At 72.9% G+C, this 23,907-nt stretch carries 22 protein-coding genes; 1 reads left to right on the top strand and 21 read right to left on the bottom strand.

Annotated elements, in window-relative coordinates; genetic code table 11:
• Window positions 1-30: 30 nt before the first annotated feature.
• From fmt to pyrR, 13 genes are all read right to left on the bottom strand, one after another.
• Complete coding sequence (gene fmt, locus EDM22_RS16900; protein ID WP_122938256.1) at window positions 31-984, bottom strand: methionyl-tRNA formyltransferase; 954 nt, start codon at window positions 982-984, stop codon at window positions 31-33.
• Window positions 985-1,063: 79 nt separating this feature from the next.
• Window positions 1,064-3,022: a primosomal protein N' family DNA-binding protein gene (locus EDM22_RS16905; RefSeq protein WP_122938257.1), complete on the bottom strand. Its 1,959-nt coding sequence runs from the start codon at window positions 3,020-3,022 to the stop codon at window positions 1,064-1,066.
• A 1-nt stretch (window position 3,023) separates the two neighbouring features.
• Window positions 3,024-4,217, bottom strand: coding sequence for a methionine adenosyltransferase (gene metK / locus EDM22_RS16910; protein ID WP_122938258.1), 1,194 nt, complete (start codon window positions 4,215-4,217; stop codon window positions 3,024-3,026).
• The gene (gene coaBC, locus EDM22_RS16915; protein ID WP_212591981.1) at window positions 4,214-5,464 is read right to left on the bottom strand and encodes a bifunctional phosphopantothenoylcysteine decarboxylase/phosphopantothenate--cysteine ligase CoaBC; all 1,251 of its coding nucleotides are present in this window, start codon (window positions 5,462-5,464) and stop codon (window positions 4,214-4,216) included. The genes metK and coaBC overlap by 4 nt, the downstream gene beginning before the upstream one ends.
• Before the next feature lie 22 nt (window positions 5,465-5,486).
• A complete protein-coding gene (gene rpoZ, locus EDM22_RS16920; protein WP_067947279.1) occupies window positions 5,487-5,744 on the bottom strand; it encodes a DNA-directed RNA polymerase subunit omega in 258 nt (85 codons plus the stop codon).
• An 11-nt stretch (window positions 5,745-5,755) separates the two neighbouring features.
• A complete protein-coding gene (gene gmk, locus EDM22_RS16925; RefSeq protein WP_122938260.1) occupies window positions 5,756-6,721 on the bottom strand; it encodes a guanylate kinase in 966 nt (321 codons plus the stop codon).
• Window positions 6,714-7,592 carry an orotidine-5'-phosphate decarboxylase gene (gene pyrF / locus EDM22_RS16930; RefSeq protein ID WP_170964181.1) on the bottom strand — a complete coding sequence of 293 codons (879 nt, stop codon included), beginning with the start codon at window positions 7,590-7,592 and terminating at the stop codon, window positions 6,714-6,716. The genes gmk and pyrF overlap by 8 nt, the downstream gene beginning before the upstream one ends.
• Window positions 7,589-10,876: a carbamoyl-phosphate synthase large subunit gene (carB, locus tag EDM22_RS16935; protein ID WP_122938261.1), complete on the bottom strand. Its 3,288-nt coding sequence runs from the start codon at window positions 10,874-10,876 to the stop codon at window positions 7,589-7,591. Before carB ends, pyrF begins: the two co-directional genes overlap by 4 nt.
• Window positions 10,876-12,033: a glutamine-hydrolyzing carbamoyl-phosphate synthase small subunit gene (carA, locus tag EDM22_RS16940; RefSeq protein WP_170964182.1), complete on the bottom strand. Its 1,158-nt coding sequence runs from the start codon at window positions 12,031-12,033 to the stop codon at window positions 10,876-10,878. Before carA ends, carB begins: the two co-directional genes overlap by 1 nt.
• Complete coding sequence (locus EDM22_RS16945; protein ID WP_122938262.1) at window positions 12,026-12,583, bottom strand: PH-like domain-containing protein; 558 nt, start codon at window positions 12,581-12,583, stop codon at window positions 12,026-12,028. The genes carA and EDM22_RS16945 overlap by 8 nt, the downstream gene beginning before the upstream one ends.
• Window positions 12,576-13,919, bottom strand: a complete 1,344-nt coding sequence (locus tag EDM22_RS16950; RefSeq protein ID WP_122938263.1) for a dihydroorotase — start codon at window positions 13,917-13,919, stop codon at window positions 12,576-12,578. Before EDM22_RS16950 ends, EDM22_RS16945 begins: the two co-directional genes overlap by 8 nt.
• Window positions 13,916-14,869: an aspartate carbamoyltransferase catalytic subunit gene (locus tag EDM22_RS16955; protein ID WP_122938264.1), complete on the bottom strand. Its 954-nt coding sequence runs from the start codon at window positions 14,867-14,869 to the stop codon at window positions 13,916-13,918. The genes EDM22_RS16950 and EDM22_RS16955 overlap by 4 nt, the downstream gene beginning before the upstream one ends.
• The gene (pyrR, locus tag EDM22_RS16960; protein WP_122938265.1) at window positions 14,866-15,450 is read right to left on the bottom strand and encodes a bifunctional pyr operon transcriptional regulator/uracil phosphoribosyltransferase PyrR; all 585 of its coding nucleotides are present in this window, start codon (window positions 15,448-15,450) and stop codon (window positions 14,866-14,868) included. Before pyrR ends, EDM22_RS16955 begins: the two co-directional genes overlap by 4 nt.
• A gap of 191 nt (window positions 15,451-15,641) precedes the next feature.
• Here pyrR and EDM22_RS16965 point away from each other — a divergent pair, with 191 nt between their 5' ends.
• Window positions 15,642-16,916, top strand: coding sequence for a glycosyltransferase (locus EDM22_RS16965; protein WP_170964183.1), 1,275 nt, complete (start codon window positions 15,642-15,644; stop codon window positions 16,914-16,916).
• Between the two features lie 13 nt (window positions 16,917-16,929).
• Here the strand turns inward: EDM22_RS16965 and nusB are convergent, their stop codons facing one another.
• The 8 genes from nusB to mltG form a co-directional block, all read right to left on the bottom strand.
• Window positions 16,930-17,343, bottom strand: coding sequence for a transcription antitermination factor NusB (gene nusB / locus EDM22_RS16970; RefSeq protein ID WP_122938267.1), 414 nt, complete (start codon window positions 17,341-17,343; stop codon window positions 16,930-16,932).
• Window positions 17,343-17,906: an elongation factor P gene (efp, locus tag EDM22_RS16975; protein WP_122938268.1), complete on the bottom strand. Its 564-nt coding sequence runs from the start codon at window positions 17,904-17,906 to the stop codon at window positions 17,343-17,345. The genes nusB and efp overlap by 1 nt, the downstream gene beginning before the upstream one ends.
• Window positions 17,907-17,985: 79 nt before the next feature.
• Window positions 17,986-18,423: a type II 3-dehydroquinate dehydratase gene (locus tag EDM22_RS16980; protein WP_122938269.1), complete on the bottom strand. Its 438-nt coding sequence runs from the start codon at window positions 18,421-18,423 to the stop codon at window positions 17,986-17,988.
• 73 nt (window positions 18,424-18,496) lie between these two features.
• Window positions 18,497-19,603 carry a 3-dehydroquinate synthase gene (aroB, locus tag EDM22_RS16985; protein ID WP_122938274.1) on the bottom strand — a complete coding sequence of 369 codons (1,107 nt, stop codon included), beginning with the start codon at window positions 19,601-19,603 and terminating at the stop codon, window positions 18,497-18,499.
• Window positions 19,600-20,070 carry a shikimate kinase gene (locus EDM22_RS16990; RefSeq protein ID WP_170964184.1) on the bottom strand — a complete coding sequence of 157 codons (471 nt, stop codon included), beginning with the start codon at window positions 20,068-20,070 and terminating at the stop codon, window positions 19,600-19,602. The genes aroB and EDM22_RS16990 overlap by 4 nt, the downstream gene beginning before the upstream one ends.
• Before the next feature lie 82 nt (window positions 20,071-20,152).
• Complete coding sequence (gene aroC / locus EDM22_RS16995; RefSeq protein ID WP_122938270.1) at window positions 20,153-21,370, bottom strand: chorismate synthase; 1,218 nt, start codon at window positions 21,368-21,370, stop codon at window positions 20,153-20,155.
• 76 nt (window positions 21,371-21,446) lie between these two features.
• Complete coding sequence (locus EDM22_RS17000) at window positions 21,447-22,292, bottom strand: shikimate dehydrogenase (RefSeq protein WP_122938271.1); 846 nt, start codon at window positions 22,290-22,292, stop codon at window positions 21,447-21,449.
• A partial coding sequence (gene mltG / locus EDM22_RS20115) for an endolytic transglycosylase MltG (RefSeq protein WP_245989500.1) occupies window positions 22,289-23,907 on the bottom strand: 1,619 nt, incomplete at its 5' end. The genes EDM22_RS17000 and mltG, both read right to left, overlap by 4 nt.

Consider the following 23,907-nt stretch of genomic DNA (forward strand, 5'->3'; position numbering starts at 1 on the left):
CCCCGCCAGTGACGCCGCCGCCCGCGCCGCTCATCGCGCGACCGCCTGAGCGACGCCGAGCCCGCGCCACCAGTCGGCGGCGGGCATCGCGGTGCGTCCGGCGGGCTGCACGCGCACGAGCTCGAGGTCGCCGTCGGCGGCGGAGACGAGCACGCGCTTGGCGTCGAGGCGCACGACGCCCGGCGTGCGCCCCGATGCGGGCGCGGGCGCCGCGGCATCCGGAGCCTCGTCGGCGATGCGCGCCTCGAGCACCTTCACGCGCACGCCGTCGACCTCGGTGTGCGCCCCCGGTTCGGGCGTGACGCCGCGGAACCGGGCGTCGACGGCCGCGACGGGCTGCGTCCAGTCGAGGCGCGCGTCGTCGATCGTGAGCTTGGGCGCGAACGTCGGCTCGCCCTGCTGGGGAACGGCCATCGCGGTGCCGTCGGCGATGCCGTCGACCACGGAGGCGAGGAGCTCGGCGCCGTCGTGCGCGAGCGAGTCGAGCAGCTGGCCTGCGGTCTCCCCCGGTGCGACCGGCCGGCGCGTGGTGGCGTAGACGTCGCCCGCGTCGAGCTCGGGAACCAGCCGGAACACCGCGGCCCCCGTCTCCTCGTCGCCCGCGATGAGCGCGTGCTGCACGGGAGCGGCGCCGCGCCACGCGGGCAGCAGCGAGAAGTGGAGGTTGATCCAGCCGTGCGCGGGCGTCGAGAGCAGCGGCTCCCGCACGAGGCCGCCGTACGCCACGATGACGCCGAGATCCGGCCGCAGCGCGGCGATGCGCCCCGTCGCGTCGGCGTCGAGTCGCGCCGCGTCGATGACGTGGACGCCGAGCCGCTCGGCCGCCTGCGCGACGGGCGACGGGGTGAGGACCCGCTTGCGGCCCAGCGGGGCCGGCGGACGCGTGACCACGGCGACGACCTCGTGGCCGCTCGCGACGAGCCGCTCGAGGCTCGGGACGGCCGGTTCGGGGGTGCCTGCGAAGACGATCCGGAGCTGCTGCACACTCCATTCTCGCAGGGTGCGCCGGACGGATGCCGCGTGCGGCCGCCGTGCGAGCCGGCGTGCCCCGCGACGGTCCCCGCTACGGCACCGACGGGTCGTCGAACCGCACGCGCAGCACGGGCGGCCGCGCCGGACGCCTGCCGGCGACGGGACGACGACGTTCGGTCGCGGTGCGCACCATCTCGGCCCGCAGGGCGTTCGCGACCTTCGCCCCCGCCGCGTAGTCGAACCGCACGATCGCGCGCTCGAGCCCGTCGTCGACGGGCGTCGGGCCGAGCACGTCGATGCCGTCGCCCAGCGCCGTCACGGCGTCGATCGCCTGGGCCACCCGGTCGTGCGCCGCGGTCACGCTCGCGACCCGCACGGCAGGAGGGAATCGAAGCGAACGGCGTGCGGCCAGTTCGGCCTCCGCCCATTCGGCGGGGCTCCACGTCGCGAGCGCCGTGGCCAGCGGTCCGGACACGCCCACGAGGTACACCGGCGCACCCGGCGCCGCGTGCGCCGCGGCGTTCGTCCACCAGCGCAGGCAGTCCTCGGCGACGCGCAGCGACTCGCGCAGCAGCATCCGCTCGCCGTCGAGGAGGAGCACGGCGCGATAGCCGCCCTCGGCGATCGGCTCGGCGCCACGGGTGGCGACGACGAGCGCGGGCTCGGGGCCGACCCGGGTGAGCGGGCGCTCGCCGTCGGAGAGCACCACGCGGGTGCGCGGGAAGGCCCTGCCGAGTTCCTCCGCGGTGCGGCTCGCGCCCACCACGGCGGCCCGCAGCGCGGTGCCCTCGCACACGGGGCACGTCCAGGAGTGGGCCGGGGTGCCGCACAGCGTGCACCGCGGCACGCCCCCGTCGCGCGGGACCATGAGCGCACCGCCGCACGCGGTGCAGCGCGCGGGCTCACGGCACCGGTCGCACACGAGCATCGGCGAGTGGCCGGGCCGCGCGACCTGGACGAGCACGGGACCGGCGGCGAGCGCCTCCTGCGCGCCCCGCCACGCCGAGGAGGGGATGCGAGCGGCGCCCGACTCGGGCGCGAACTGCTGCTCGGTGAGCACGACCCGGGGTCGCGTCTGCTTCACGGCCTCGATCGCGTGCACCCAGCCGATCGCGACCAGCCGCTCGACCTCGACGCTGCGGGTGTGGCCCGCGAAGACGAGCGCCGCACCCGACTGCTCCTGGCGGATGAGGGCCGCGTCGCGCGGGTGCACGCCCGGTGCGAGCGGCTCCGACTGCAGCGGGTCCCCGTCGTCCCACATCGCGATGAGGCCGAGGCGCGCGGCGGGCGAGTAGACGGTGGACCGGTTGCCGATGACGATGCGCGCGTCGGCGCCGGATGCGGCGAGGAACGCGCGGTACCGCTCGCCGCCCGGCTGGCGCGCGTCGGCGCGCAGCACCCGCCGCTCGTCGACGAGGGCGTGCAGCGCGGCCTCGAGCTGCTCCTCGTCGCGGTAGTCGGGCACCACGAGCAGGCTCGAGCGGTCGGCCGCGAGCACGTGCGCCGCCGCCTGGGCGAGGGCGACCGCCCAGGCGCCCACCCAGACGCCGCTCGGCAGTCGTACGGGCCGGGGATCGGCGGGGAGCGCCAAGCGGTCGCCCGCCGCCAGGCGCCGCTCGACCTCGCCCGCGGCGTACCCGGCGATCGGCGGCACCACCGTCGGCAGCGGGCCCGGGTCGGGTTCGGCGGCACGCCAGGCGCGTTCGACGCGCACGTACCGGTTGGGGATCGCGACGCGCAGGATGTCGCTCGCGTTGCCCGCCGCCCGGTCGGCCGCCGCGCGCGCGAGCGCCCAGACCTCGGGCGCGAGCAGCGGCACCTCTCCGACGACGTCTTCGACCTCGCTGAGCTCGCCCGGGAACTCGCTCGTCTCGGCGAGCTCGATCACCCAGGCCTGGGCGATGCGGCCGCCCGAGCGGAGCGGGACGCGCACCCGCATCCCGGCGACGACCTGGCCGGCCAGGCGTTCGGGTACGCGGTAGTCGAAGAGCTGGTCGAGCTGCGGCAGCGGCGAATCGACGAGCACCCTGGCGACCGGACCGGCCGCCATGTCAGATGCCGGCGACGGTGCGGAGGTCGTCGACGCGGTCGAGCCGCTCCCAGGTGAAGTCGGGCAGCTCGCGGCCGAAGTGGCCGTACGTCGCCGTCTGCGCGTAGATCGGGCGCAGCAGGTCGAGATCGCGGATGATCGCCGCGGGACGCAGGTCGAAGACCTCGCGGATCGCCGCGATGATGCGCTCGTCGGGCACGTGGCCGGTGCCGAACGTCTCGACGTAGAGCCCGACGGGCGATGCCGCGCCGATCGCGTACGCCACTTGGATCTCGAGGCGATCGGCGAGTCCGGCGGCGACCGCGTTCTTCGCGACCCAGCGCATCGCGTACGCCGCGGAGCGGTCGACCTTCGAGGGGTCCTTGCCGCTGAAGGCACCGCCGCCGTGCCGGCTCGCGCCGCCGTAGGTGTCGATGATGATCTTGCGGCCGGTGAGGCCGGCGTCGCCCTGCGGTCCGCCGATCTCGAACCGGCCGGTGGGGTTGATGAGCACCTTCAGTTCGGGGCGCGCGAGCTCGACGAGGTCGAGCACGGGCCGGATCACGAGCTCCTCGACCTCGGAGCGCAACTGCTCGGTGGAGACCTGCGGCGAGTGCTGCGTCGAGAGCACGACCGTCTCGATGGTGCGCGGCACCTGGCCCTCGTAGCCCACGGTGACCTGGGTCTTGCCGTCGGGCCGGAGGTAGTCGAGCTCGCCCTGCTTGCGTACGGCGGCGAGCCGCTCGGCGAGTCGATGCGCGAGCCAGATGGGCACGGGCATGAGCTCGGGCGTCTCGCGGGTCGCGTAGCCGAACATGATGCCCTGGTCGCCGGCGCCCTGCTGGTCGAGTGCGTCGAGGCTCGAGCCCTCGCGCGCCTCGAACGCGTGGTCGACGCCCTGGGCGATGTCGGGCGACTGGCCGCCGATCGAGACGGAGACGCCGCACGAGCGACCGTCGAACCACACGTCGGAGGAGTCGTAGCCGATCGAGGTGACGCGCTCGCGCACGATCGCCGGGATCTCGACGTAGCCCGAGGTGCTCACCTCGCCGGCGACGTGCACGAGGCCCGTGGTGACGAGCGTCTCGACGGCGACGCGGGCGTTCGGGTCGACCGCGAGCAGCGCGTCGAGGATCGAGTCGGAGATCTGGTCGCAGATCTTGTCGGGGTGCCCCTCGGTCACGGATTCGGACGTGAACAGACGGAGAGCGCTCATGCGGGGTCGTGTTCCTTCGTGGTGCGGTCGGGGGCATCGGCGAGCTGGGCGACGATCACGTCGAGCATGGCGTGCGCCACTGACAGTTTGCTGCCCTCGGCGGATGCGACGACCTCTCCGTGTCGGTCGATGACGACGACCGCGTTGTCGTCGCCTGCGAAGCCCTCGTTCCAGCCGACGCGGTTCACCACGAGGAGGTCGGCGCCCTTCGCCGCGCGCTTGGCGCGGCCGAGCTCGAGGAGCCGCGCGCCGTCGGGCTCGGTCTCGGCGGCGAAGCCGACGAGCAGCGTTCCGTCGTGCGGCGCATGACCCAGCTCGGCGAGGATGTCGGGATTGCGCACGAGCTCGAGCGTGAGCCCGCCGTCGCCCGGCTCCTTCTTGAGCTTCGCCTCGCTGACGGAGGCGGGCCGGTAGTCGGCGACGGCCGCGGCCATCACCACGACGTCGGCGCCCGCCGCCGCATCGGCCACGGCCTCGCGGAGCTCCATCGCCGTCGAGACCCGGCGGATGTCGCAGCCTGCGGGCTCGGCGACCTCGAGGTTCGCCGCGACGAGCGTGACGGCGGCGCCACGGGCCCGCGCCGCCTCGGCGATCGCGATGCCCTGCTTGCCGCTCGAGCGGTTGCCGAGGAAGCGGACGGGGTCGAGCGGTTCGCGGGTGCCGCCCGCCGACACGACCACCCGACGACCGGCCAGGTCCTGCGCGGGAACGGCACCGGAGACGTCGGCGACGCGATCGAGGGCCGCCCGCACGATGGCGTCGGGCTCCTCCATGCGGCCGGGACCGCTGTCGGCGCCCGTGAGCTGGCCCACCGCCGGCCCGACGATCGTGACGCCGCGTTCGCGCAACGTCGCGACGTTCGCCTGCGTGGCCGGATGCCGCCACATCTCGGTGTGCATCGCCGGGGCGATGACGAGGGGCGCCTCGCTCGCGAGCACGGTGTTGCCGAGCAGGTCGTCGGCGAGGCCGTGCGCGAGCTTGGCGATGGTGTTCGCGGTGGCCGGTGCGATGACGATGAGGTCGGCGGCCTGCCCGATGGCGACGTGGCGCACCTCGTCGACGCCCTCGTAGAGGTCGACGTGCACGGGGTTGCGCGAGATCGCCTCGAGCGTCGGGCGGCCGACGAACCGCAGGGCCGCCTTGGTCGGGACGACGTGCACGTCGTGTCCGGCGAGCACGAGCGCCCGCACGACGCCCACGGCCTTGTACGCCGCGATGCCGCCGGAGATGCCGACGACGATGTTCAGCGGCGTCATCCGTGCCTGCCGGCTACTCGCCGATGGGGCGGAGGCGGAGCTTGTCCTCGTTGATCTCGTGGAGCGCGACCGAGAGCGGCTTGTCGTCGATCGAGGAGTCGACCAGCGGGCCCACGTTGTCGAACAGGCTGCCCTCGTGGAGGTCGGCGTAGTAGTCGTTGATCTGGCGCGCGCGCTTCGACGCGAAGATGACGAGCTGGTACTTCGAGTCGACCTTCGAGAGCAGGTCGTCGATGGGCGGGTCGATGATGCCGGACAGCTTCTCAGCCATGGAGTGACTCCTTAGGATTGCGGCGCAACCTCGGTGCGCGGAAGATCTTGCCGAAGGGCAGCATGACGCCGACCCTTGCGAGGCCGCATCAAGTCTACGACCTTTTGCGCGGCCTCGCCGACCTCGACGTTCACCACCTGGTGATCGAACTCGTCGACCGCCGCCAATTCGACCTTCGCGGTCTCGAGCCGGCGCTGCTGCTCGGCGGCGCTCTCGGTGCCGCGGCCGACCAGACGGCGCACGAGCTCGTCCCACGACGGCGGCAGCAGGAACACGAGCGTCGCGTCGGGCATCGCGCGGCGCACCGACCGGGCGCCCTGGATGTCGATCTCGAGCAGCACGCTGTGGCCCGCGGCGATCGCCTCCTCCACGGCGCGCCGGGGCGTGCCGTAGCGGTGCGCATTGTGCACGGTCGCCCACTCGAGGAGCTCGCCCGCGGCGATCATGCGGTCGAACTCGGCGTCGTCGACGAAGAAGTAACTCTCCCCCTCGACCTCGCCGGGCCGCGGGGCGCGCGTGGTCGCCGAGACCGACAGGCGCACCTCGGGGTGGTGCGTGCGGATGTGGGCGGCGACGGTCCCCTTGCCGACCGCGGTCGGTCCGGCGAGCACGACGAGCCGGTCGCCCGTGCCGCCGTGGTCGGCGACCCAGTCGGCGGTGAACTCGCGCAGGCGCCGGCGCTGCAGGCGACCGAGGCCGCCGAGCCGCTTGGACGGGGAGATCTGGAGCTCCTCCATGATGCGCGTGCACTTGGTCTGACCGATCGCGGGGATCGACACGAGGAACTCGGTGACGCGGATCCGCCCCTCGACGCCCTCGGGGTCCTCGTAGGCGACCCGAAGCACGTCGAGCGGGCTGCGGGTGCCGGCCGCGATCTCGGCCTTCACCGCCGCTCGGGCACGGCGCGCGGCGACGGCGGCCCGGGATGCCGCGACCCGGTCCACCTCGGGCGGAGTGCTCGTGCGGGGCTCAGACACCGATCGCTCCGATCTCGTCGACGCGGCGCGCGATCTCGTCGACGATCCCGTCGGGACCGGCGGACAGGATCGAGCGGGACTCGCTCACGATGACGCCCGCCGACAGGGAGCGGAAGGTCCCCCGGAGCTCGGAGAGCTCACCGCCCTGGTGGCCGAAGCCCGGCGCGAGCACCGGCATGAGCGGGCGCACCGGCTCGGATTCGATGTCGAGGCCGGCGGCGCGCAGGTCGACGGTGGCGCCGAGCACGACGCCGATCGAGCCGACGGGTCGGCTCGCGGCATCCGGCCTGCTGCGGTTCCACTCGGAGACCGCCGAGCAGATCGCCGCGGCGACCGTCGCGCCCGCGCGGCTCGACTGCTGCAGCACGGCCCGCTGGATCGCGGCGGCCTCGGGGTTGGACGTCGCGGCGAGCACGAACAGGCCCTTGCCCGTGGCATCCGCCCGGTGCATGACCTGCTCGATCGAGCCGAGGCCCTGGAACGCGCTGATCGTCATGGCGTCGGCCTCGAGCGGGGAGCCCGGCCGCAACCAGGCGTCGCCGTAGGCCTCGACGCTCGTGCCGATGTCGCCCCGCTTCGCGTCGGCGATGACGAGGAGGCCCGCGTCGCGCGCCTCGGCGAGCACCCGCTCGAGGGCGGCGTAGCCCGCAGCGCCGTGGCGCTCGAAGAAGGCGACCTGCGGCTTGACGATGCCGACGCGACCGGCGGCCGCCTCGACGACGCGGACGCCGAACTCCCGGGCGCCCTCGGCGGAATCGGGTTGCCCCCACCGGTCGAGGAGGGCGGCGTGCGGGTCGATGCCCACGCACAGGCGACCGTAGGCGGCGAAGACGAGGTCGAGCCGCTCGCCGAACGACAGCGCGTCGGTCACGCGTGCACCTCCCGGCGTCGTGCGTACTCCTGCAGGCTCGTCACCTCGAACCCGGTGCGCACGGCATCGAGCGACGCGACGGCGGCCGAGAGCTCGGCGATCGTCGTGAACAGCGGGATGTCGGCGGCGACCGCGGCGGCCCGGATCTCGTACCCGTCGGCGCGGGCCGAGCGCCCGCTCGGGGTGTTGATGACGACGCCGACCTCGCCGCGGTGGATGAGCTCGACGACCGAGGTCGCGTCCTCGCCGGTCTTCTCGCTGTACTTCAGCACGACGTCCGCGAGGATGCCGTTGCGGCGGAGGACCTCGGCGGTGCCCTCGGTGGCGACGATGTCGTAGCCGAGCTGCTGCATCCGCAGCACGGGGAGGATGATCGCCCGCTTGTCGCGGTCGGAGACCGATACGAACACGGTGCCCGACAGCGGCATGCCGCCGTAGGCCGCGAGCTGGCTCTTGGCGAACGCGGTCGGGAAGTCCTTGTCGATGCCCATCACCTCGCCCGTCGAGCGCATCTCGGGGCCGAGCACCGAGTCGACCATGATGCCCTCGCGCGTGCGGAAGCGGTGGAACGGGAGCACGGCCTCCTTGACCGCGACCGGCGAGTCGAACGGCACGCGCGAGCCGTCGGACGGCGGGAGCATGCCCTCCTCGACGAGCTCGCGGATCGACGCGCCGACCATGATGCGCGACGCCGCCTTCGCGAGCGGGATGCCGAGCGCCTTCGACACGAACGGGACGGTGCGGCTGGCCCGCGGGTTCGCCTCGAGCACGTAGAGCACGCCCGCGCCGATCGCGAACTGCACGTTGAGCAGGCCCTGCACGCCGATGCCCTCGGCGATCGCACGCGTCGCCTCGCGCACCCGGTCGATCTCGGCGCGGCCGAGGGTGACGGGCGGCAGGGTGCAGCTCGAGTCGCCCGAGTGGATGCCGGCCTCCTCGATGTGCTCCATGACGCCGCCGATGTAGAGCTCGGTGCCGTCGTAGAGGGCGTCGACGTCGATCTCGATGGCGTCGTCGAGGAAGCGGTCGACGAGCAGCGGGTGGCTCGGGCCGACGATGCCCTGGCCCTCGATGCGCGCGAAGTAGTCGGCGAGCGACGGGCTGTCGTAGACGATCTCCATGCCGCGGCCGCCGAGCACGTAGCTCGGGCGCACGAGCACCGGGTAGCCGATGCCCTCGGCGATGTGCACCGCGCCGGGCAGGTCGATCGCCGTGCCGTTCTTCGGGGCGAGCAGGCCCGCCGTGTCGAGGATGCCGGAGAACAGGCCGCGCTCCTCGGCGAGGTCGATCGCGTCGGGCGTGGTGCCGAGGATCGGCACGCCGGCCGCCTCGAGGCCCTTCGCGAGGCCGAGGGCCGTCTGCCCGCCGAGCTGCACCACGACGCCGACGAGCTCGCCCGTCTGCGACTCCGCATGGATGACCTCGAGCACGTCCTCGAGGGTGAGCGGCTCGAAGTAGAGCCGGTCGCTCGTGTCGTAGTCGGTCGAGACCGTCTCGGGGTTGCAGTTGATCATGATCGTCTCGTACCCGGCCGCCGACAGCGCGAACGAGGCGTGCACGCACGAGTAGTCGAACTCGACGCCCTGCCCGATGCGGTTGGGACCCGAGCCGAGGATCACGACCTTCCTGCGGTCGGAGGGCTCGACCTCGGTCTCGAAGTCGTAGCTCGAGTAGTGGTACGGCGTGAGCGCCGGGAACTCGCCCGCGCACGTGTCCACCGTCTTGTAGACCGGTCGGATGCCGAGGATGTGCCGCACCTCGCGGGCGTCGGCCTCGCCGAATCCGCGCAGCTGCCCGATCTGGGCGTCGGAGAACCCGTGGTCCTTCGCGAGCAGCAGCAGGTCGTGGTCGAGGTTCTCGGCGGATGCCACGGTCTCGGCGACCTCGTTGATGAGCGCGATCTGGTCGAGGAACCACGGGTCGATCTTCGTGGCCTCGAACGCCTGCTCGACCGTGGCGCCCTTGCGCAGCGCCTGCTGCACGAGCACGATGCGCCCGTCGGTGGGGATGCGCGACGCCTCGAGGAGCTCCTCGGCGGTGCGGTCCTCGTCGCCCCAGTGGAACGACGAGCCGCGCTTCTCGAGCGAGCGGAGGGCCTTCTGCAGCGCCGTCGCGTAGTTGCGGCCGATCGCCATCGCCTCGCCGACCGACTTCATGGTGGTCGTGAGCGTGGGGTCGGCGGCCGGGAACTTCTCGAACGCGAACCGCGGCACCTTGACGACGACGTAGTCGAGCGTCGGCTCGAAGCTCGCCGGCGTCACCTTCGTGATGTCGTTCGGGATCTCGTCGAGGCGGTAGCCGATCGCGAGCTTCGCCGCGATCTTCGCGATCGGGAAGCCCGTAGCCTTCGACGCGAGCGCCGACGAGCGGGAGACCCGCGGGTTCATCTCGATGACGATGATGCGGCCGTCGGCGGGGTCGACGGCGAACTGGATGTTGCAGCCGCCGGTGTCGACGCCCACGGCGCGGATGATGTCGATGCCGATGTCGCGGAGCTTCTGGTACTCGCGGTCGGTGAGGGTGAGCGCCGGGGCGACGGTGATCGAGTCGCCCGTGTGCACGCCGACGGGGTCGACGTTCTCGATCGAGCAGACCACGACCGTGTTGTCGGCCGTGTCGCGCATGAGCTCGAGCTCGTATTCCTTCCAGCCGAGGATCGACTCCTCGAGGAGCACCTCGCTCGTCGGCGAGTCGTGCAGGCCCTGCGTCACGATGCGCACGAGGTCCTCCTCGGTGTACGCGAACCCCGAGCCGAGGCCGCCCATGGTGAACGAGGGGCGCACGACGAGCGGGTAGCCGAGGTCGAGCGCGAACTCCTTCGCCTGCTCGAGCGTCTTCGCGACGTGCGAGCGGGCGACATCCGCCCCCGCCTCGATCACGAGGTCCTTGAAGAGCTGTCGGTCCTCGCCCTTGCGGATGGCCTCGACCTTGGCGCCGATGAGCTCCACGCCGTGCTTCTCGAGGATGCCCGCGTCGTGCAGCGCGATCGCCGCGTTGAGCGCCGTCTGGCCGCCGAGCGTGGGGAGCACCGCATCCGGCCGCTCCTTGATGATGATCGACTCGATGATGTCGGGCGTGATCGGCTCGACGTAGGTCGCGTCGGCGAAGTCGGGGTCGGTCATGATCGTGGCCGGGTTGGGGTTCACGAGGATGACGCGAACGCCCTCCGCGCGCAGCACCCGGCAGGCCTGGGTGCCCGAGTAGTCGAACTCGGCCGCCTGTCCGATGACGATCGGGCCGGACCCGATGACGAGGACGCTGTTGATGTCGTCGCGCTTGGGCATCAGGCGTTGTTCTCCTTGCTCGCGATGACCATGTCGCGGAACCGGTCGAAGAGGTAGTTCGCGTCGTGCGGGCCGGCCGCCGACTCGGGGTGGTACTGCACCGAGAACGCGGGGATGTCGAGGCAGTTGAGCCCCTCCACGACGTTGTCGTTGAGGTCGTAGTGGCTCACCTCGACGCGGCCGAAGCCCTCGCTCGAGTCGCTGACCCGGTCGATGGGCGCGTCGACGGCGAAGCCGTGGTTGTGCGCGGTGATCTCGACGCGTCCGGTGGACTTGTCGAGCACCGGCTGGTTGATGCCGCGGTGGCCGAACGGGAGCTTGTAGGTGCCGAACCCGAGGGCGCGCCCGAGCAGCTGGTTGCCGAAGCAGATGCCGAAGTAAGGCACCCCGGCGCGCAGCGTCGTGCGCAGCAGTTCGACGTGGCGGTCGGATGCCCCGGGGTCGCCCGGACCGTTCGAGAAGAACAGCGCGTCGGGGTGCATCTCGAGGATCTCCTCGGCCGTGACGGTCTGCGGCAGCACGTGCACGTCGAAGCCGCGCTCGGCGAGGTAGTTGAGCGTCGAGGTCTTCACGCCGAGGTCGAGCACGGCGACCGTTCCGACCCGCTCGCCGTGCGCCTCGAGGCGGTAGGGCTCGGTGGTGGACACGGTGCCGGAGAGGTTCTGGCCGGTCATCTCGGCGCCGCTGCGCACCAGCTCGAGCTGCTCGCCCGCGGAGAGGAGCGCGTCGGGGCCGGAGAAGATGCCGGCGCGCATGGCGCCGCCGGAGCGGATGCGGCGCGTGACCGCACGCGTGTCGATGCGGCTGATGCCGACGATGCCGGCCGCGGCGAGGTCGTCGTCGAGGCTGCGCTGGGAGCGGAAGTTCGACACGACGCGGGAGGGGTCGCGCACGACGAAGCCGGCGACCCAGATGCGAGACGACTCCATGTCGACGTCGTTCATCCCCGTGTTGCCGATGTGGGGCGCGGTCATGAGCACGATCTGGCCCGCGTACGACGGGTCCGTGAGCGTCTCCTGGTACCCGGTCATGCCGGTGGCGAACACCGCCTCGCCGAGCGTGCGTCCGCGGGCGCCGTAGGCGCGACCCTCGTAGCGGGTCCCGTCCTCCAGTACAAGCACGGCGACGTCGTCGCCGATGATGGGGGTCTCAGTCATCCGAGGCCTCACTCTCCAGTTCCGGCCGCTGCGCGGCAGGCGCGGCGGCGATGTCGTTGACGGCGGCGATGATGGTCGCCGAGTCGCCCGCGTAGCGGGCTCGCAGGTAGCTGTCCACGCGGGGCGCGGGAGTCTCGTCGTCGGCGCCGGTCTGCCGCACGATCCAGGTGATCGCGACGAGGCCCTCGGGCTCGACGCCGCGGTCGATGGCGTACGTGGCCACGCCCGCCCCGACGAGCTGCTCCCGCGGGATGAAGCTCGTCGACTCCCCCGCGATGCGGATGAGCACGCCCTCGGGCACGATCTCGAGCCGGGCAGACCCGCGGAACGCGAGCCCCTCGACGGCGAGCCGCTCGAGCGGCTGCCCCTCGGGCGTCGTCGCGACGTAGAGCGCCTCGGTGCCGACGGATGCTGCGCCGAGCGTCGCCGGCACGGGATACGCGCCGAGCGACGCGTCGCGCACCGTGCGGCGCCGCCACGATCGCCACATGAGCCACGCGGCCAGGGCGACGACCGCGACCGCGACGAGGAGGCCGGGGAGCTTATCCACGGAGCACCTCCAAGCGCTCGGCGGCGTGCCGCGCGACCTCGTCGGCGGGCCGCACGGCGCCGTCGAGCAGCGTCGCGTAACCCTGGTGGAAGGTCGCGACCACGCGTCCGGGCAGGGTGCGGCCGAGGTACGGCGAGTTCACGCTGCGGCCGGCGAGCCGGGCGAGGTCGAACTCGGCTGAGGCGCTCGGGTCGTAGAGGGTGAGCTCCGCGGGAGCGCCCACGGCGATCGGGGCGCCGTGGCCGGCGAGCCGGCCGATGCGGGCCGGGGTCTCCGACAGCACGCGCGCGACATCCGCCCAGCCGATGAGGCCGGTGTCGACCATCGCCGCGTGCACGACCGAGAGCGCGGACTCGAGTCCGACCATGCCGTTGGCCGCCGCATCCCACTCGCACTCCTTCGCCTCGATCGGGTGCGGGGCGTGGTCGGTGGCGACGATGTCGATCGTGCCGTCGGCGAGCGCGGCGCGCAGCGCCTCGACGTCTTCGGCGCGGCGCAGCGGCGGGTTCACCTTGAAACGCGGATCGTACGACGCCACGAGCTCCTCGGTGAGCAGCAGGTGGTGCGGCGTCACCTCGGCGGTCACGTCGATGCCCCGGGCCTTCGCCCAGCGGACGACCTCGACCGAGCCCGCCGTGGAGACGTGGCACACGTGCAGGCGCGAGCCGACGTGCTCGGCGAGGAGCACGTCGCGCGCGATGATCGACTCCTCGGCCACCGCGGGCCAGCCGGCCAGGCCGAGCTCGCCCGACAGTGCGCCCTCGTTCATCTGCGCGCCCTGCGTGAGGCGCGGCTCCTGCGCGTGCTGCGCGATGACGCCGTCGAAGGCCTTCACGTACTCGAGCGCGCGGCGCATGAGCAGCGGGTCGAAGACGCAGAACCCGTCGTCGGAGAACACGCGCACCCGGGCGCGCGACTGCGCCATGGCCCCGAGCTCGGCGAGCTGCTCGCCCTTCAGGCCCACGGTGACGGCGCCGATCGGCTGCACCGTGGCGTAGCCCGCGGCACGGCCGAGCGAGAGCTCCTGCTCGACGACACCGGCGGTGTCGGCGACGGGCGAGGTGTTCGCCATCGCGAAGACGGCGGTGAAGCCTCCGGCTGCGGCGGCCTGCGTGCCCGTGAGCACCGTCTCGCTCTGCTCGTAGCCGGGCTCGCGCAGGTGCGTGTGCAGGTCGACGAGACCCGGGAGGGCGATGAGGCCCGCGGCGTCGACGACGGTCGCGCCCGCGGCATCCGCGATGCTGCCGACCTCGGCGATCACGCCGCCGTCGAGCAGCAGGTCGGTGCGCTCCCCGCTCGGCAGCTGCGCCCCGGTGATCAGGAAGCGCTCGCTCATCGGGCCACCTCCCGTTCGCCGGACAGCAGGAGGTAGAGGGCGGCCATTCTCACTGATACTCCGTTCGCGACCTGCTCGCGCACCGTCGACTGCGGGGAGTCCGCGGCGCGCGCTGCGATCTCCAGCCCGCGATTCATGGGGCCGGGGTGCATGACCATCGTAGTCGTGGGCAGCTGGGCGAACCGGGCGTCGTCGAGGCCCCACGTGCGCGCGTACTCGCGGCTGTTCGGGAAGAACGCCCCCTGCATGCGCTCCGCCTGGATTCGCAGCATCATCACGACGTCGGGCATGGTCGCGAGGGCCGCGTCGAGGTCGTAGCCGATGGATGCCGGCCAGCCCGACACGTCCACCGGCACGAGCGTCGGCGGGGCGACGAGGGTCACCTCGGCGCCGAGGGTCGCGAGCAGCCACACGTTCGACCGGGCGACGCGGGAGTGCAGGATGTCCCCGACGATGACGACGCGCACGCCGCCGAGGTCGCGGCCGCGCGAGGCCGCGCCGTGCAGGCGGCGACGCATCGTGAACGCGTCCAGGAGGGCTTGGGTGGGGTGCTCGTGGGTGCCGTCGCCCGCGTTCACGACGCCTGCGTCGATCCAGCCGCTCATCGCCAGGGTCTGCGGCGCGCCCGAGGCGGGGTGGCGGATGACGACGCCGTCGGCGCCCATCGCCTGCAGCGTCTGCGCGGTGTCCTTGAGGCTCTCGCCCTTCGAGACGCTCGAGCCCTTGGCGCTGAAGTTGATGACGTCGGCCGAGAGTCGCTTCGCGGCGGCCTCGAACGAGATGCGCGTGCGCGTCGAATCCTCGAAGAACAGGTTCACGACGGTCTTGCCGCGCAGCGTCGGGAGCTTCTTCACCTCGCGCTCCTGCACGGCCGCCATGTCCTCGGCGACGTCGAGCAGGGCGATCGCGTCGTCGCGCGAGAGGGAGCGGGTGCTCAGCAGGTGCCTCATGCGTCGCGTCCCGCTTCCGCCGCATCGGCGGCGCTCGCGACGTCCGCATCGCCGCCGTCGATCGTGACGGCGTCGTCGCCGTCGATCTCGTGCAGGTGCACGTTGATGCGCTCGCGCGTGGAGCTTGGGAGGTTCTTGCCCACGAAGTCGGCGCGGATCGGGAACTCGCGGTGCCCGCGGTCGACGAGCACGGCCAGCCGCACCGCGCGGGCGCGGCCGAGGTCGGAGAGCGCGTCGAAGGCGGCGCGGATCGTGCGACCCGAGTAGAGCACGTCATCGACGAGCACGACGGTGGCGCCGTCGATCCCGCCCGCGGGCAGCGACGTGGGCCGGGGCGCACGCACCGGGTTCCGGCCGAGGTCGTCGCGGTACATGGTCACGTCGAGTGCGCCGGCCGGCACGTCGGATGCCGCGATGCGGCCGATGCTCGCGGCGAGCCGCTCGGCGAGCACGACGCCACGGGTGGGAATGCCGAGGAGGACGAGGCCGTCGGCCCCGCGATTCGACTCGAGGATCTCGTGGGCGATGCGAGTGAGCGCCCGATCGATGTCAGCCTGCTGCAGCACGGTGCGCACAGCCATGCAGACTCCCTTCTCCGCCTCACAGGACGGGCTTCAAGGTTGCCGTTTCCCCGATCCTACCAGCGGGTTCGCCGAGCGGATGCCGCGTTGCGCGCGCTGGGCGGACCGGCAGCGTCGACGCCGGATCGCGCGGCCGCCGACCGCCCCGTTCGGGGGGTGCTCGCGGTGCGCTCTCCGTGATGGGATCGACCATGGCCGACGTCATGATCGCCGCCATGCCCTTCGCGGGCCACGTCGCGCCGCTCGCAGCGGTCGCCTCGGCGTTCCTCGAGGCAGGGCATGCGGTGCGCGTGTACACCGGCTCCCGCCACGCGGCCCGGTTCGCCGCGATCGGAGCCGACATCGTCCCCTGGGTGCGCGCCCCGGACTTCGACGAGGGCGACCTCGCGGCCACCTTCCCCGTGCTGCGCGGCCGCAAGGGGCCGCGCCAGATGCTCGCGAACGTGCGCGAGGTGTTCATCGGCACGGCGGCGGCGCAGGGCGACGATCTCGTCGCCGAGTTCCGCCGGCGCCCGTGGGACGTCATCGTCGCCGACGGCCTCAGCCTCGGAGCGCACCTCGCCTCGGAGCGCACCGCGACGCCGTGGGTGACGGTGAGCATCGTGCCGCTCAGCATCCCCAGCGACGACCTGCCACCGCCCGGACTCGGGATCCGGCCCGCACGCGGCCCGTTGGGGCGGGTGCGCGACCGACTCCTGCGACGAGCGGTGCCGCTCGCGACGCGCGGGATGCGACGCGCCTACCTCGAGCAGCGCGCGGCGTCGGGCCTCGACGTCTCCGGGGTCCGGTTCGAGCAGGCGTGGTACTCGCCGTCACTCGTGTGCGCGACCGGCGTGCCGTCGCTCGAGTACCCGCGAACCGGCTACCCGACCCGAGTCGAGTTCGTGGGATCGCTCACGCCGACGGGCGCCGCGCGGGGGCTCGAGCCCGACTGGTGGGCCGACCTGCCTCCCGACCGCCCGATCGTGCACGTCACCCAGGGCACGCTCAACGTCGACCCCGACGACCTGATCCGGCCGGCTCTCTCCGCGCTCGGCCGCCAGCCGGTCTCGGTCGTCGCGACGACCGGCAGGGCAGAGGTGCCGGGATTCGCCTTCCCCGTGCCGCCGAACGCCTTTGTCGCGGGGCTGATCGACTACGCCGTGCTCCTCCCCCGGGTCGACGTCATGGTCACCAACGGCGGGTGGGGCGGCGTGCTCGCGGCGCTGTCGCACGGCATCCCGCTCATCGTGGCCGGCGGCGACCTCGACAAGCCGGAGATCGCGGCGCGAGTCGCGTGGGCGGGCGCGGGCGTGGACCTGCGAACGGGGCGGCCGAGCGCGAGCGCCGTGCTCCGCGCCTGGCGCCGGGTGTCGCAGGAACCCGCATTCCGGCGCAACGCCGAACGCCTCGGGGCGGAGCTCCGCGGCCACGACGGGCCACGGGAGGTCGTCGAGCACACGCTCCGGCTCGTCGGCCGCGGCTGACCCCCTCGCCGGATCAGCCCTTCGAGTGCGAGATCGCCGCGAGCAGGCCGTTCACGAAGCCGGCGGAGTCGTCGGTCGACAGCACCGTCGCCGCCTCCACCGCCTCGGAGATGGCGACCGGGTCGGGCACCGCGTCGTTGTAGACGATCTCCCACACGCCGATGCGCAGGAGTGCGCGGTCGACCGCGGGCATGCGGTCGAGGGTCCAGCCGCGCGAGTGCGTCTCGATGAGCTCGTCGATCTCGGCGCGGTGGTCGACGATGCCGTCGACGATCTCGCGGGCGTACAGCCACGACGCCTGGCGTTCCGGCTCGTTCACCGCGCGCTCGGCCTCGACGGCGAGCATCTGCTCGACGGGTACCTGGCGCATGTCGGCCGCGTAGAGCAGGTCGAGCGCCCGCTTGCGCGCCTTGGTGCGGGCGCTCACTAGTCGTTCACGCGGCCGAGGTAGTCGCCCGTGCGGGTGTCGACCTTGACCTTCGTGCCGGTCTCGAGGAAGAGCGGCACCTGGATCTCGTAGCCGGTCTCGACGGTGGCGGGCTTGGTGCCGCCGGTCGAGCGGTCGCCCTGCAGGCCGGGCTCCGTGTAGGTGATCTCGAGCACGACGGATGCGGGCAGCTCGACGTAGAGCGGGTTGCCGTTGTTGAGCGCGATCGTGACCGACTGGTTCTCGAGCATGAAGTTGGCGGCGTCGCCGACGACGTTGGCCGGAACGGTGAGCTGGTCGTAGTCGGTCGCGTCCATGAACACGAATCCGTCGCCGTCGTTGTAGAGGTAGGTGAAGTCACGACGGTCGACGTTCTCGATGTCGACCTTGGCGCCCGCGTTGTAGGTGCGGTCGACGACCTTGCCGGTGACGACGTTCTTGAGCTTCGTGCGGACGAACGCGCCGCCCTTGCCGGGCTTGACGTGCTGGAACTCGATGACGCTCCAGAGCTGGCCGTCGATGGAGAGGACGACGCCGTTCTTGATGTCCGCGGTGCTTGCCATGGGGGTGGATCCGATCGATCGAAGGGAAAGTCTCAGGCACGCGAGAAGGCGCGTGCGACCTATCGAGTGTAGTCGACCCTCACCGGGCCCGCAGGAGCCAGTCCACCGCGAGCCGGTACGAGTCCGATCCGAAGCCCGCGATGACCCCCGTCGCGACCCCCGAGATGACGCTCGTGTGCCGGAACGCCTCGCGCGCGTGCGGGTTCGAGAGGTGCACCTCGATGAGCGGCACGCCCGCCGTCTTCAGCTGCGCCGCGGCATCCCGCAGCGCGTAGCTGTAGTGGGTGAACGCGGCGGGGTTGAGCACGACCGGCAGCCGGCGGTCGACGGCCTCGTGGATCCAGCCGATGAGCTCGGCCTCGTCGTCGGTCTGGCGCAGGTCGATCTCGATGTCGTCGGGCACGGATGCCGCGAGCCCTGCGCCGATGTCGGCGAGCGTCTCCGATCCGTACACCTCGGGCTCGCGAGAGCCCAGGCGCCCGAGGTTCGGTCCGTTCAGCACGAGGATCGTCGTCATGCTCGAAGCCTAGCGACGCCTGCGGATCGAGGAGCCGCGCGGGGCCCGCGTCGCGAGCCCGGGCGCCGCAGCGTCAGGACGCGATCTCCTGGTACGCCGCGAACAGCAGGGACTGGTCGGGCGCGAGCATCACGGTGGGCTTCGCGAGGTCGTCGAGCACGATGAACCGCAGCTGTCCGGCGCGGGTCTTCTTGTCTCGCTGCATCGTGGCGAGGAGCGTGTTCCAGCGGCCCGCGGGGTAGCTCGTGGGCAGGCTCAGCAGGTCGAGCACGCGCTTGTGGCGATCGGCGACCTCGTCGCTCAGCCGCCCCGAGAGGCGGCCGAGCTCCGCCGCGAACGCCATGCCCACCGCGACCGCGGCGCCGTGCCGCCACTGGTAGCGCTCGGCGTGCTCGACGGCGTGGCCGAGGGTGTGGCCGTAGTTGAGGATCTCGCGCAGGCCCTGCTCGGTGAAGTCCTCGCCCACGACGTCGGCCTTCATCTGCACGGCGAGCTCCACGACGCGGCGGAACTGCGGCGTCGTCGGGTCGGTCGCGGCATCCGGGTCGGCCTCGATCACGTCGAGGATCTCGGGGTAGCGGATGAAGCCGGCCTTCACGATCTCGGCGAAGCCCGCGAGGATCTCGTTGCGCGGCAGGGTGTCGAGCAGCTCGAGGTCGCACAGCACGGCCGCCGGCGCGTGGAACACGCCGACGAGGTTCTTGCCCTCGTTCGTGTTGATGCCCGTCTTGCCGCCGACGGCCGCGTCGACCATGCCGAGCACGGTCGTGGGCACCTGCACGATGCGCACGCCGCGGAGCCAGGTCGCGGCGACGAAGCCCGCGACATCCGTGATCGCCCCGCCGCCGAACCCCACGATCGCGTCGCTGCGGGTGAAGTCGGCCTGGCCGAGGATCTGCCAGCAGAACGCCGCGACCTCGACCCGCTTGGCCGCCTCGGCGTCGGGCACCTCGGCGAGCAGCACCTCGTAGCGGTCGGCGAGCGTCTCGCGCAGGGCTGCGGCCCTGGCCGCCATCGTCGGCGGGTGCACGACGAGCACCTTGCGGGGCGCGGTGCCGAGCGCGTCGGCGAGCCGCGACAGCACGCCGCGCCCGTTCACGACGTCGTAGCCGCCGGTGCCCGCCTGGCCGCCCTCGGACCCCGCCACGTGGATCGTCGTCGCCTCGTCGTTCGTGGTCATGCCCGTGCTCCAGCCCACTCGGTGATCTCGTCGACGATCCGCGCGACCGAGCGACGCGAGGTGTCGATGGTGAGGCCGGCGACCGCCTCGTACAGTGGTCGCCGCGCCTGCATGATGTCGACCCAGCGCTCGATCCCGCCCTCGGCGATGAGCGGCCGGTTGCCGCCCGCGAGCCGGGGCGCCACCGATTCGGGCGAGACCTGCAGCCAGACCACGGCGAGCCGCTCCAGGTCGTCGCGCGTGTCGGCGTCGAGCACGGCTCCCCCGCCGAGCGAGACGACGGCGTCCTCGCGCAGCGCCTCGGCGACGACCTCGCGCTCGATGACGCGGAAGTACTCCTCGCCTTCGCGGGCGAAGATCTCGTCGATGGGCCCGTATCGCTCGACGATGCGCTGGTCGGTGTCGACGAAGGGGGCGCCGACGGATGCCGCGAGCCGGCCCCCGACGCGCGACTTGCCTGAGCCCATCGGCCCAACGAGCACGATCGGCAGCGGGACCGGTCGCGGCGCGGCCGCCCCAGCGCGCGGATCGGCCGGCACCGGAGCGTGCTCAGGCACGGACCGCGGAGTCGCTCGACGCGCCCTCGGTCGCGAGCGTCTCGGGGATCGCGGCGAGGTAGCCCTCGAGGTTGCGGCGCGTCTCGGCGACCGAGTCGCCACCGAACTTCTCGAGCACCGAGTTCGCGAGCGTGAGTGCCACCATCGCCTCGGCGACCACGCCGGCCGCGGGCACCGCGCAGACATCCGATCGCTGGTGGTGGGCCGGTGCGGCCTCGCCCGTGGCGACGTCGACAGTGGGCAGGGCGTGCGGGATGGTGGCGATGGGCTTCATGCCCGCGCGGACGCGCAGCACGGTGCCGGTGGACATGCCGCCCTCGGTGCCGCCCGCGCGATCGCTCGCGCGCGCGATGCGGCCGTCGGCCAGGTGGAGCTCGTCGTGCGCGGCCGAGCCGCGGCGGGTCGTCGTGAGGAAGCCGTCGCCGACCTCGACGCCCTTGATCGCCTGGATGCCCATGAGCGCCGCGGCGAGCTGCGCGTCGAGGCGGCGATCCCAGTGCACGTGGGAGCCGAGGCCCGGCGGGAGGCCGTAGGCGAGCACCTCGACCACGCCGCCGAGGGTGTCGCCGTCCTTGTGGGCGGCGTCGACCTCGGCGACCATACGGCCACTGGTCTCGGCGTCGAAGCAGCGCAGCGGGTCGGCGTCGAGCGCATCGACGTCGTCGGGCGCGGGCAGCGGGCGGCCCTCGGGCACGCGCACGGGACCGATCGCGATGGTGTGCGACACGAGCCGGATGCCGAGCTCGGCGAGGAACGAGCGCGCGACCGCGCCGAGCGCGACGCGCGCCGCGGTCTCGCGTGCGCTCGCGCGTTCGAGCACCGGGCGCGCCTCGTCGAAGCCGTACTTCTGCATGCCCACGAGGTCGGCGTGACCCGGGCGCGGGCGCGTGAGTGGCGCACCGCGACCGCGGCCGATGGCAGCGGGGTCCACGGGCTCGGGGCTCATGACCTCCTGCCACTTCGGCCACTCCGTGTTGCCGACGCGCAGCGCGACGGGGCTGCCGAGCGTGAGGCCGTGGCGCACGCCGCCCGAGATCGCGAGCTCGTCCTGCTCGAACTTCATGCGCGCACCGCGGCCGTAGCCGAGTTTGCGGCGCGCGAGATCGGCGCGGATCGCATCGAGCGAGACGGGGATGCCGGCGGGAAGTCCCTCGAGGATCGCCACGAGCTCAGGCCCGTGGGATTCTCCGGCGGTGAGCCAACGGAGCATGCCCACCATCCTTTCACAGGGTCAGTCGAGCGATCTCCGCATGACGGGAGCACGACGCGCGCACCCTTCCACAGGGTCAGTCGAGCGATCTCCGCATGACCTCGAGCACGGCCTGCTCGTCGGGCAGGGGCTCGAGGGGGTCGCCCGAGACGAAGACGCGCACCTGGAGCAGGGCCTGGTGCAGCAGCATCCCCAGCCCGTGCACCACCCGGCCGTCGCGGGCGAGCCAGTCGGCGGCGAGGCGCGTGGGCCACGGGTCGTAGGCCACGTCGAGCAGGGGGGCCGTCGAGACGAGCGCGTCGGATGCCGCGACGCCGAGGTCGGTGCCGCCGGGCACCGTGCTCACGACGAGTTCGGCCTCGCCCGCGCTCGCGAGGTCGGCGATGGGACGCACGTCGACGACGAGCCCGAGCTTCGGGGCGAGCTCCACGATCGCGGCGGCGCGGGCGGCGTCGCGCACGTGCACGCGCACCTCCGCAGCGCCGAGCTCGGCCATCGCGACGAGCGCGGATGCCGCGGTGGCCCCGCCCCCGATGAGCACGCCGTGGCGCACCCGGTCGACCCCCGCGTCGGCGAGCGCGCCGATGATGCCGCCGATGTCGGTGTTGAATCCGAGGAGCCGCCCGTCGTCGGCGACGCGCACCGTGTTGGCGGCGCCCGCGAGGGCGGCGAGGCGATCCGTCTCGGCGAGGTGCGGCAGCACCTCCTGCTTGAGCGGCATCGTCAGCGAGAGCCCGCGCCACTCGGGGCCCATGCCGTCGAGGAACGCGGCGAGCGTGCCCGAGGGCACCTCCGCCGTCTCGTAGCTCCAGTCCAGCCCGAGCAGCGCGTAGGCGGCGCGATGGAGTCGCGGGCTCTTCGAGTGCGCGATCGGCGACCCGAGCACGGCGAGGCGACGCCGACCGACGTCCGGCGTCGTCATCCGCCGTGCTCCTGCAGGTACTGGTTGAACTGCTCGACGGCCGCCTCGTGCTCCTCGAGGGTGGCCGAGAACACGGTCTCGCCGGTCTCGAGGTTCACCGTCACGAAGTAGAGCCACGGGCCGTCGGCGGGGTGGAGGGCCGCGTCGATCGCGACGTCGCCGGGGTTGCCGATCGGTCCCGGGGGCAGGCCCGGGTGCACGTACGTGTTGTACGGGTTCGACGCGTCGGCGCGCTCGGCGTCGGAGGTCTCGACGGTCGAGTCGTCGCCGATGCCGTAGTGCACTGTCGAGTCGAACTGCAGGAGCCCGCTCTCGAACTGCGCGGGGTCGAGCCGGTTCCGGATGACGCGCGAGACCTTGTACGCGTCCTCCTCCGAGCCCGCCTCGCGCTCGATGAGCGACGCGATCACCACGGTCTGCCACCGCTGTTCGGGCGGCACCCCGGCTTCGTCGAGCGCCTGGATCGACCGGTCGACGAGCGTCTGCACGACCTGCTGAGCGGTCACGTCGGGAGGGAACGTGTACGTCGCAGGGAACAGGAAGCCCTCGACGCTCGTCGCCTCGGCGGGCAGTCCGAGCGCCTGCGGGTCGGCTGCCGCGGCCTCGAGGTCCGCGACGGGGATTCCCGTCGCAGTGGATGCCGCAGCGAGCGCGTCGCGCGCCCACAGCCCCTCCTGGATGACGAAGGTGTTCTCGAGCTTGTTGGCGGGGTCGAGCAGGGCGTTCAGCGCCGCCTTGGCGCTCATCTCCTTCGCGAGCTGGTACGCGCCCGGGTAGAAGGTCACCGTCGACCCGCGCGACGTGACCTCCTCGGTGAACGCCTCGGCCGAGGCCACGACGCCCTCGGCCTCGAGGTTGGCCGCGATCGTGTCGCCGCCGTCGCCCTCGTTGATCATGAACACGACCTCGCCGGTGCCGGAGCCGGAGTAGTCGGCCGCGGGCTGGAACCGCTCGATGAGCGCGGTCACCGGCGCCTGCAGGAAGAAGAACGCGCCCGCGCCGAGCGCCGCGACGACGAGCAGGCCGACGAGGCAGCCCCATGGCCCCTTCCGCTTCGGCCGGTCCTCGTCGTCGTGGTAGCCGTGCTTCAGGGCGCGCCGCTCGGCGCGACTCAGGCGCGCATGCGACGTGTCGTGGAGATCGTCCTGCCACGGGTCGTCGGAGTCCTCCTGCCAGGGCAGCAGGCTGGTCGTATCCTCACGCGTCGGCTCCGTCGCGAGGCGGGTGTCGGGCCACTGCTGCTCCGCGTCGTGCCGCGACTCCCCCAGAGCGGGCGACGACGGGTCGAGCCGGTGCGACGCTGCGTGGTGCACGGCCGGCTGCGTGGGGACGGCCGACGCTGCGGCGACGGGCTGCGGGCTCGTGTACGACGGCGTCGACGGGTACGGCTGCGCTGCAACGGGCCACTTCGGGGCGCCCTGCTCGACACCGGGCTCGGTCGCCGCCTGCTGTTGTTCCTGCTGTGCGAGCAGGGCAGCGCGGCGCTGCTCCGCTTCACGCGCCTCGCGCCGCGTGCGCGGTTGCGGTGCGGGATCCGGTGCCGACTCCGCGTTCGGCCCGCGCGTCGGGGTGGGCGGCGCGGCCTGCGCAGCCGGGACCGGCGCGGGCGGGGCCG

This window comes from Agromyces tardus (assembly GCF_003710805.1).
Lineage (GTDB): Bacteria > Actinomycetota > Actinomycetes > Actinomycetales > Microbacteriaceae > Agromyces > Agromyces tardus.

Bases quoted from the DNA above. Each gene is read 5' to 3' on its own strand.
- carB (WP_122938261.1), bottom strand. From the start codon at position 10,876: ATGCCCAAGCGCGACGACATCAACAGCGTCCTCGTCATCGGGTCCGGC.
- aroB (WP_122938274.1), bottom strand. From the start codon at position 19,603: ATGACCACGAACGACGAGGCGACGACGATCCACGTGGCGGGGTCCGAG.
- EDM22_RS16950 (WP_122938263.1), bottom strand. From the start codon at position 13,919: ATGAGCGAGCGCTTCCTGATCACCGGGGCGCAGCTGCCGAGCGGGGAG.
- carA (WP_170964182.1), bottom strand. From the start codon at position 12,033: ATGACTGAGACCCCCATCATCGGCGACGACGTCGCCGTGCTTGTACTG.
- pyrR (WP_122938265.1), bottom strand. From the start codon at position 15,450: ATGGCTGTGCGCACCGTGCTGCAGCAGGCTGACATCGATCGGGCGCTC.
- metK (WP_122938258.1), bottom strand. From the start codon at position 4,217: ATGAGCGCTCTCCGTCTGTTCACGTCCGAATCCGTGACCGAGGGGCAC.
- EDM22_RS16905 (WP_122938257.1), bottom strand. From the start codon at position 3,022: ATGGCGGCCGGTCCGGTCGCCAGGGTGCTCGTCGATTCGCCGCTGCCG.
- EDM22_RS16955 (WP_122938264.1), bottom strand. From the start codon at position 14,869: ATGAGGCACCTGCTGAGCACCCGCTCCCTCTCGCGCGACGACGCGATC.
- aroC (WP_122938270.1), bottom strand. From the start codon at position 21,370: ATGCTCCGTTGGCTCACCGCCGGAGAATCCCACGGGCCTGAGCTCGTG.
- efp (WP_122938268.1), bottom strand. From the start codon at position 17,906: ATGGCAAGCACCGCGGACATCAAGAACGGCGTCGTCCTCTCCATCGAC.
- EDM22_RS17000 (WP_122938271.1), bottom strand. From the start codon at position 22,292: ATGACGACGCCGGACGTCGGTCGGCGTCGCCTCGCCGTGCTCGGGTCG.
- rpoZ (WP_067947279.1), bottom strand. From the start codon at position 5,744: ATGGCTGAGAAGCTGTCCGGCATCATCGACCCGCCCATCGACGACCTG.
- EDM22_RS16965 (WP_170964183.1), top strand. From the start codon at position 15,642: ATGGCCGACGTCATGATCGCCGCCATGCCCTTCGCGGGCCACGTCGCG.
- EDM22_RS16990 (WP_170964184.1), bottom strand. From the start codon at position 20,070: ATGGGCTCAGGCAAGTCGCGCGTCGGGGGCCGGCTCGCGGCATCCGTC.
- EDM22_RS16980 (WP_122938269.1), bottom strand. From the start codon at position 18,423: ATGACGACGATCCTCGTGCTGAACGGACCGAACCTCGGGCGCCTGGGC.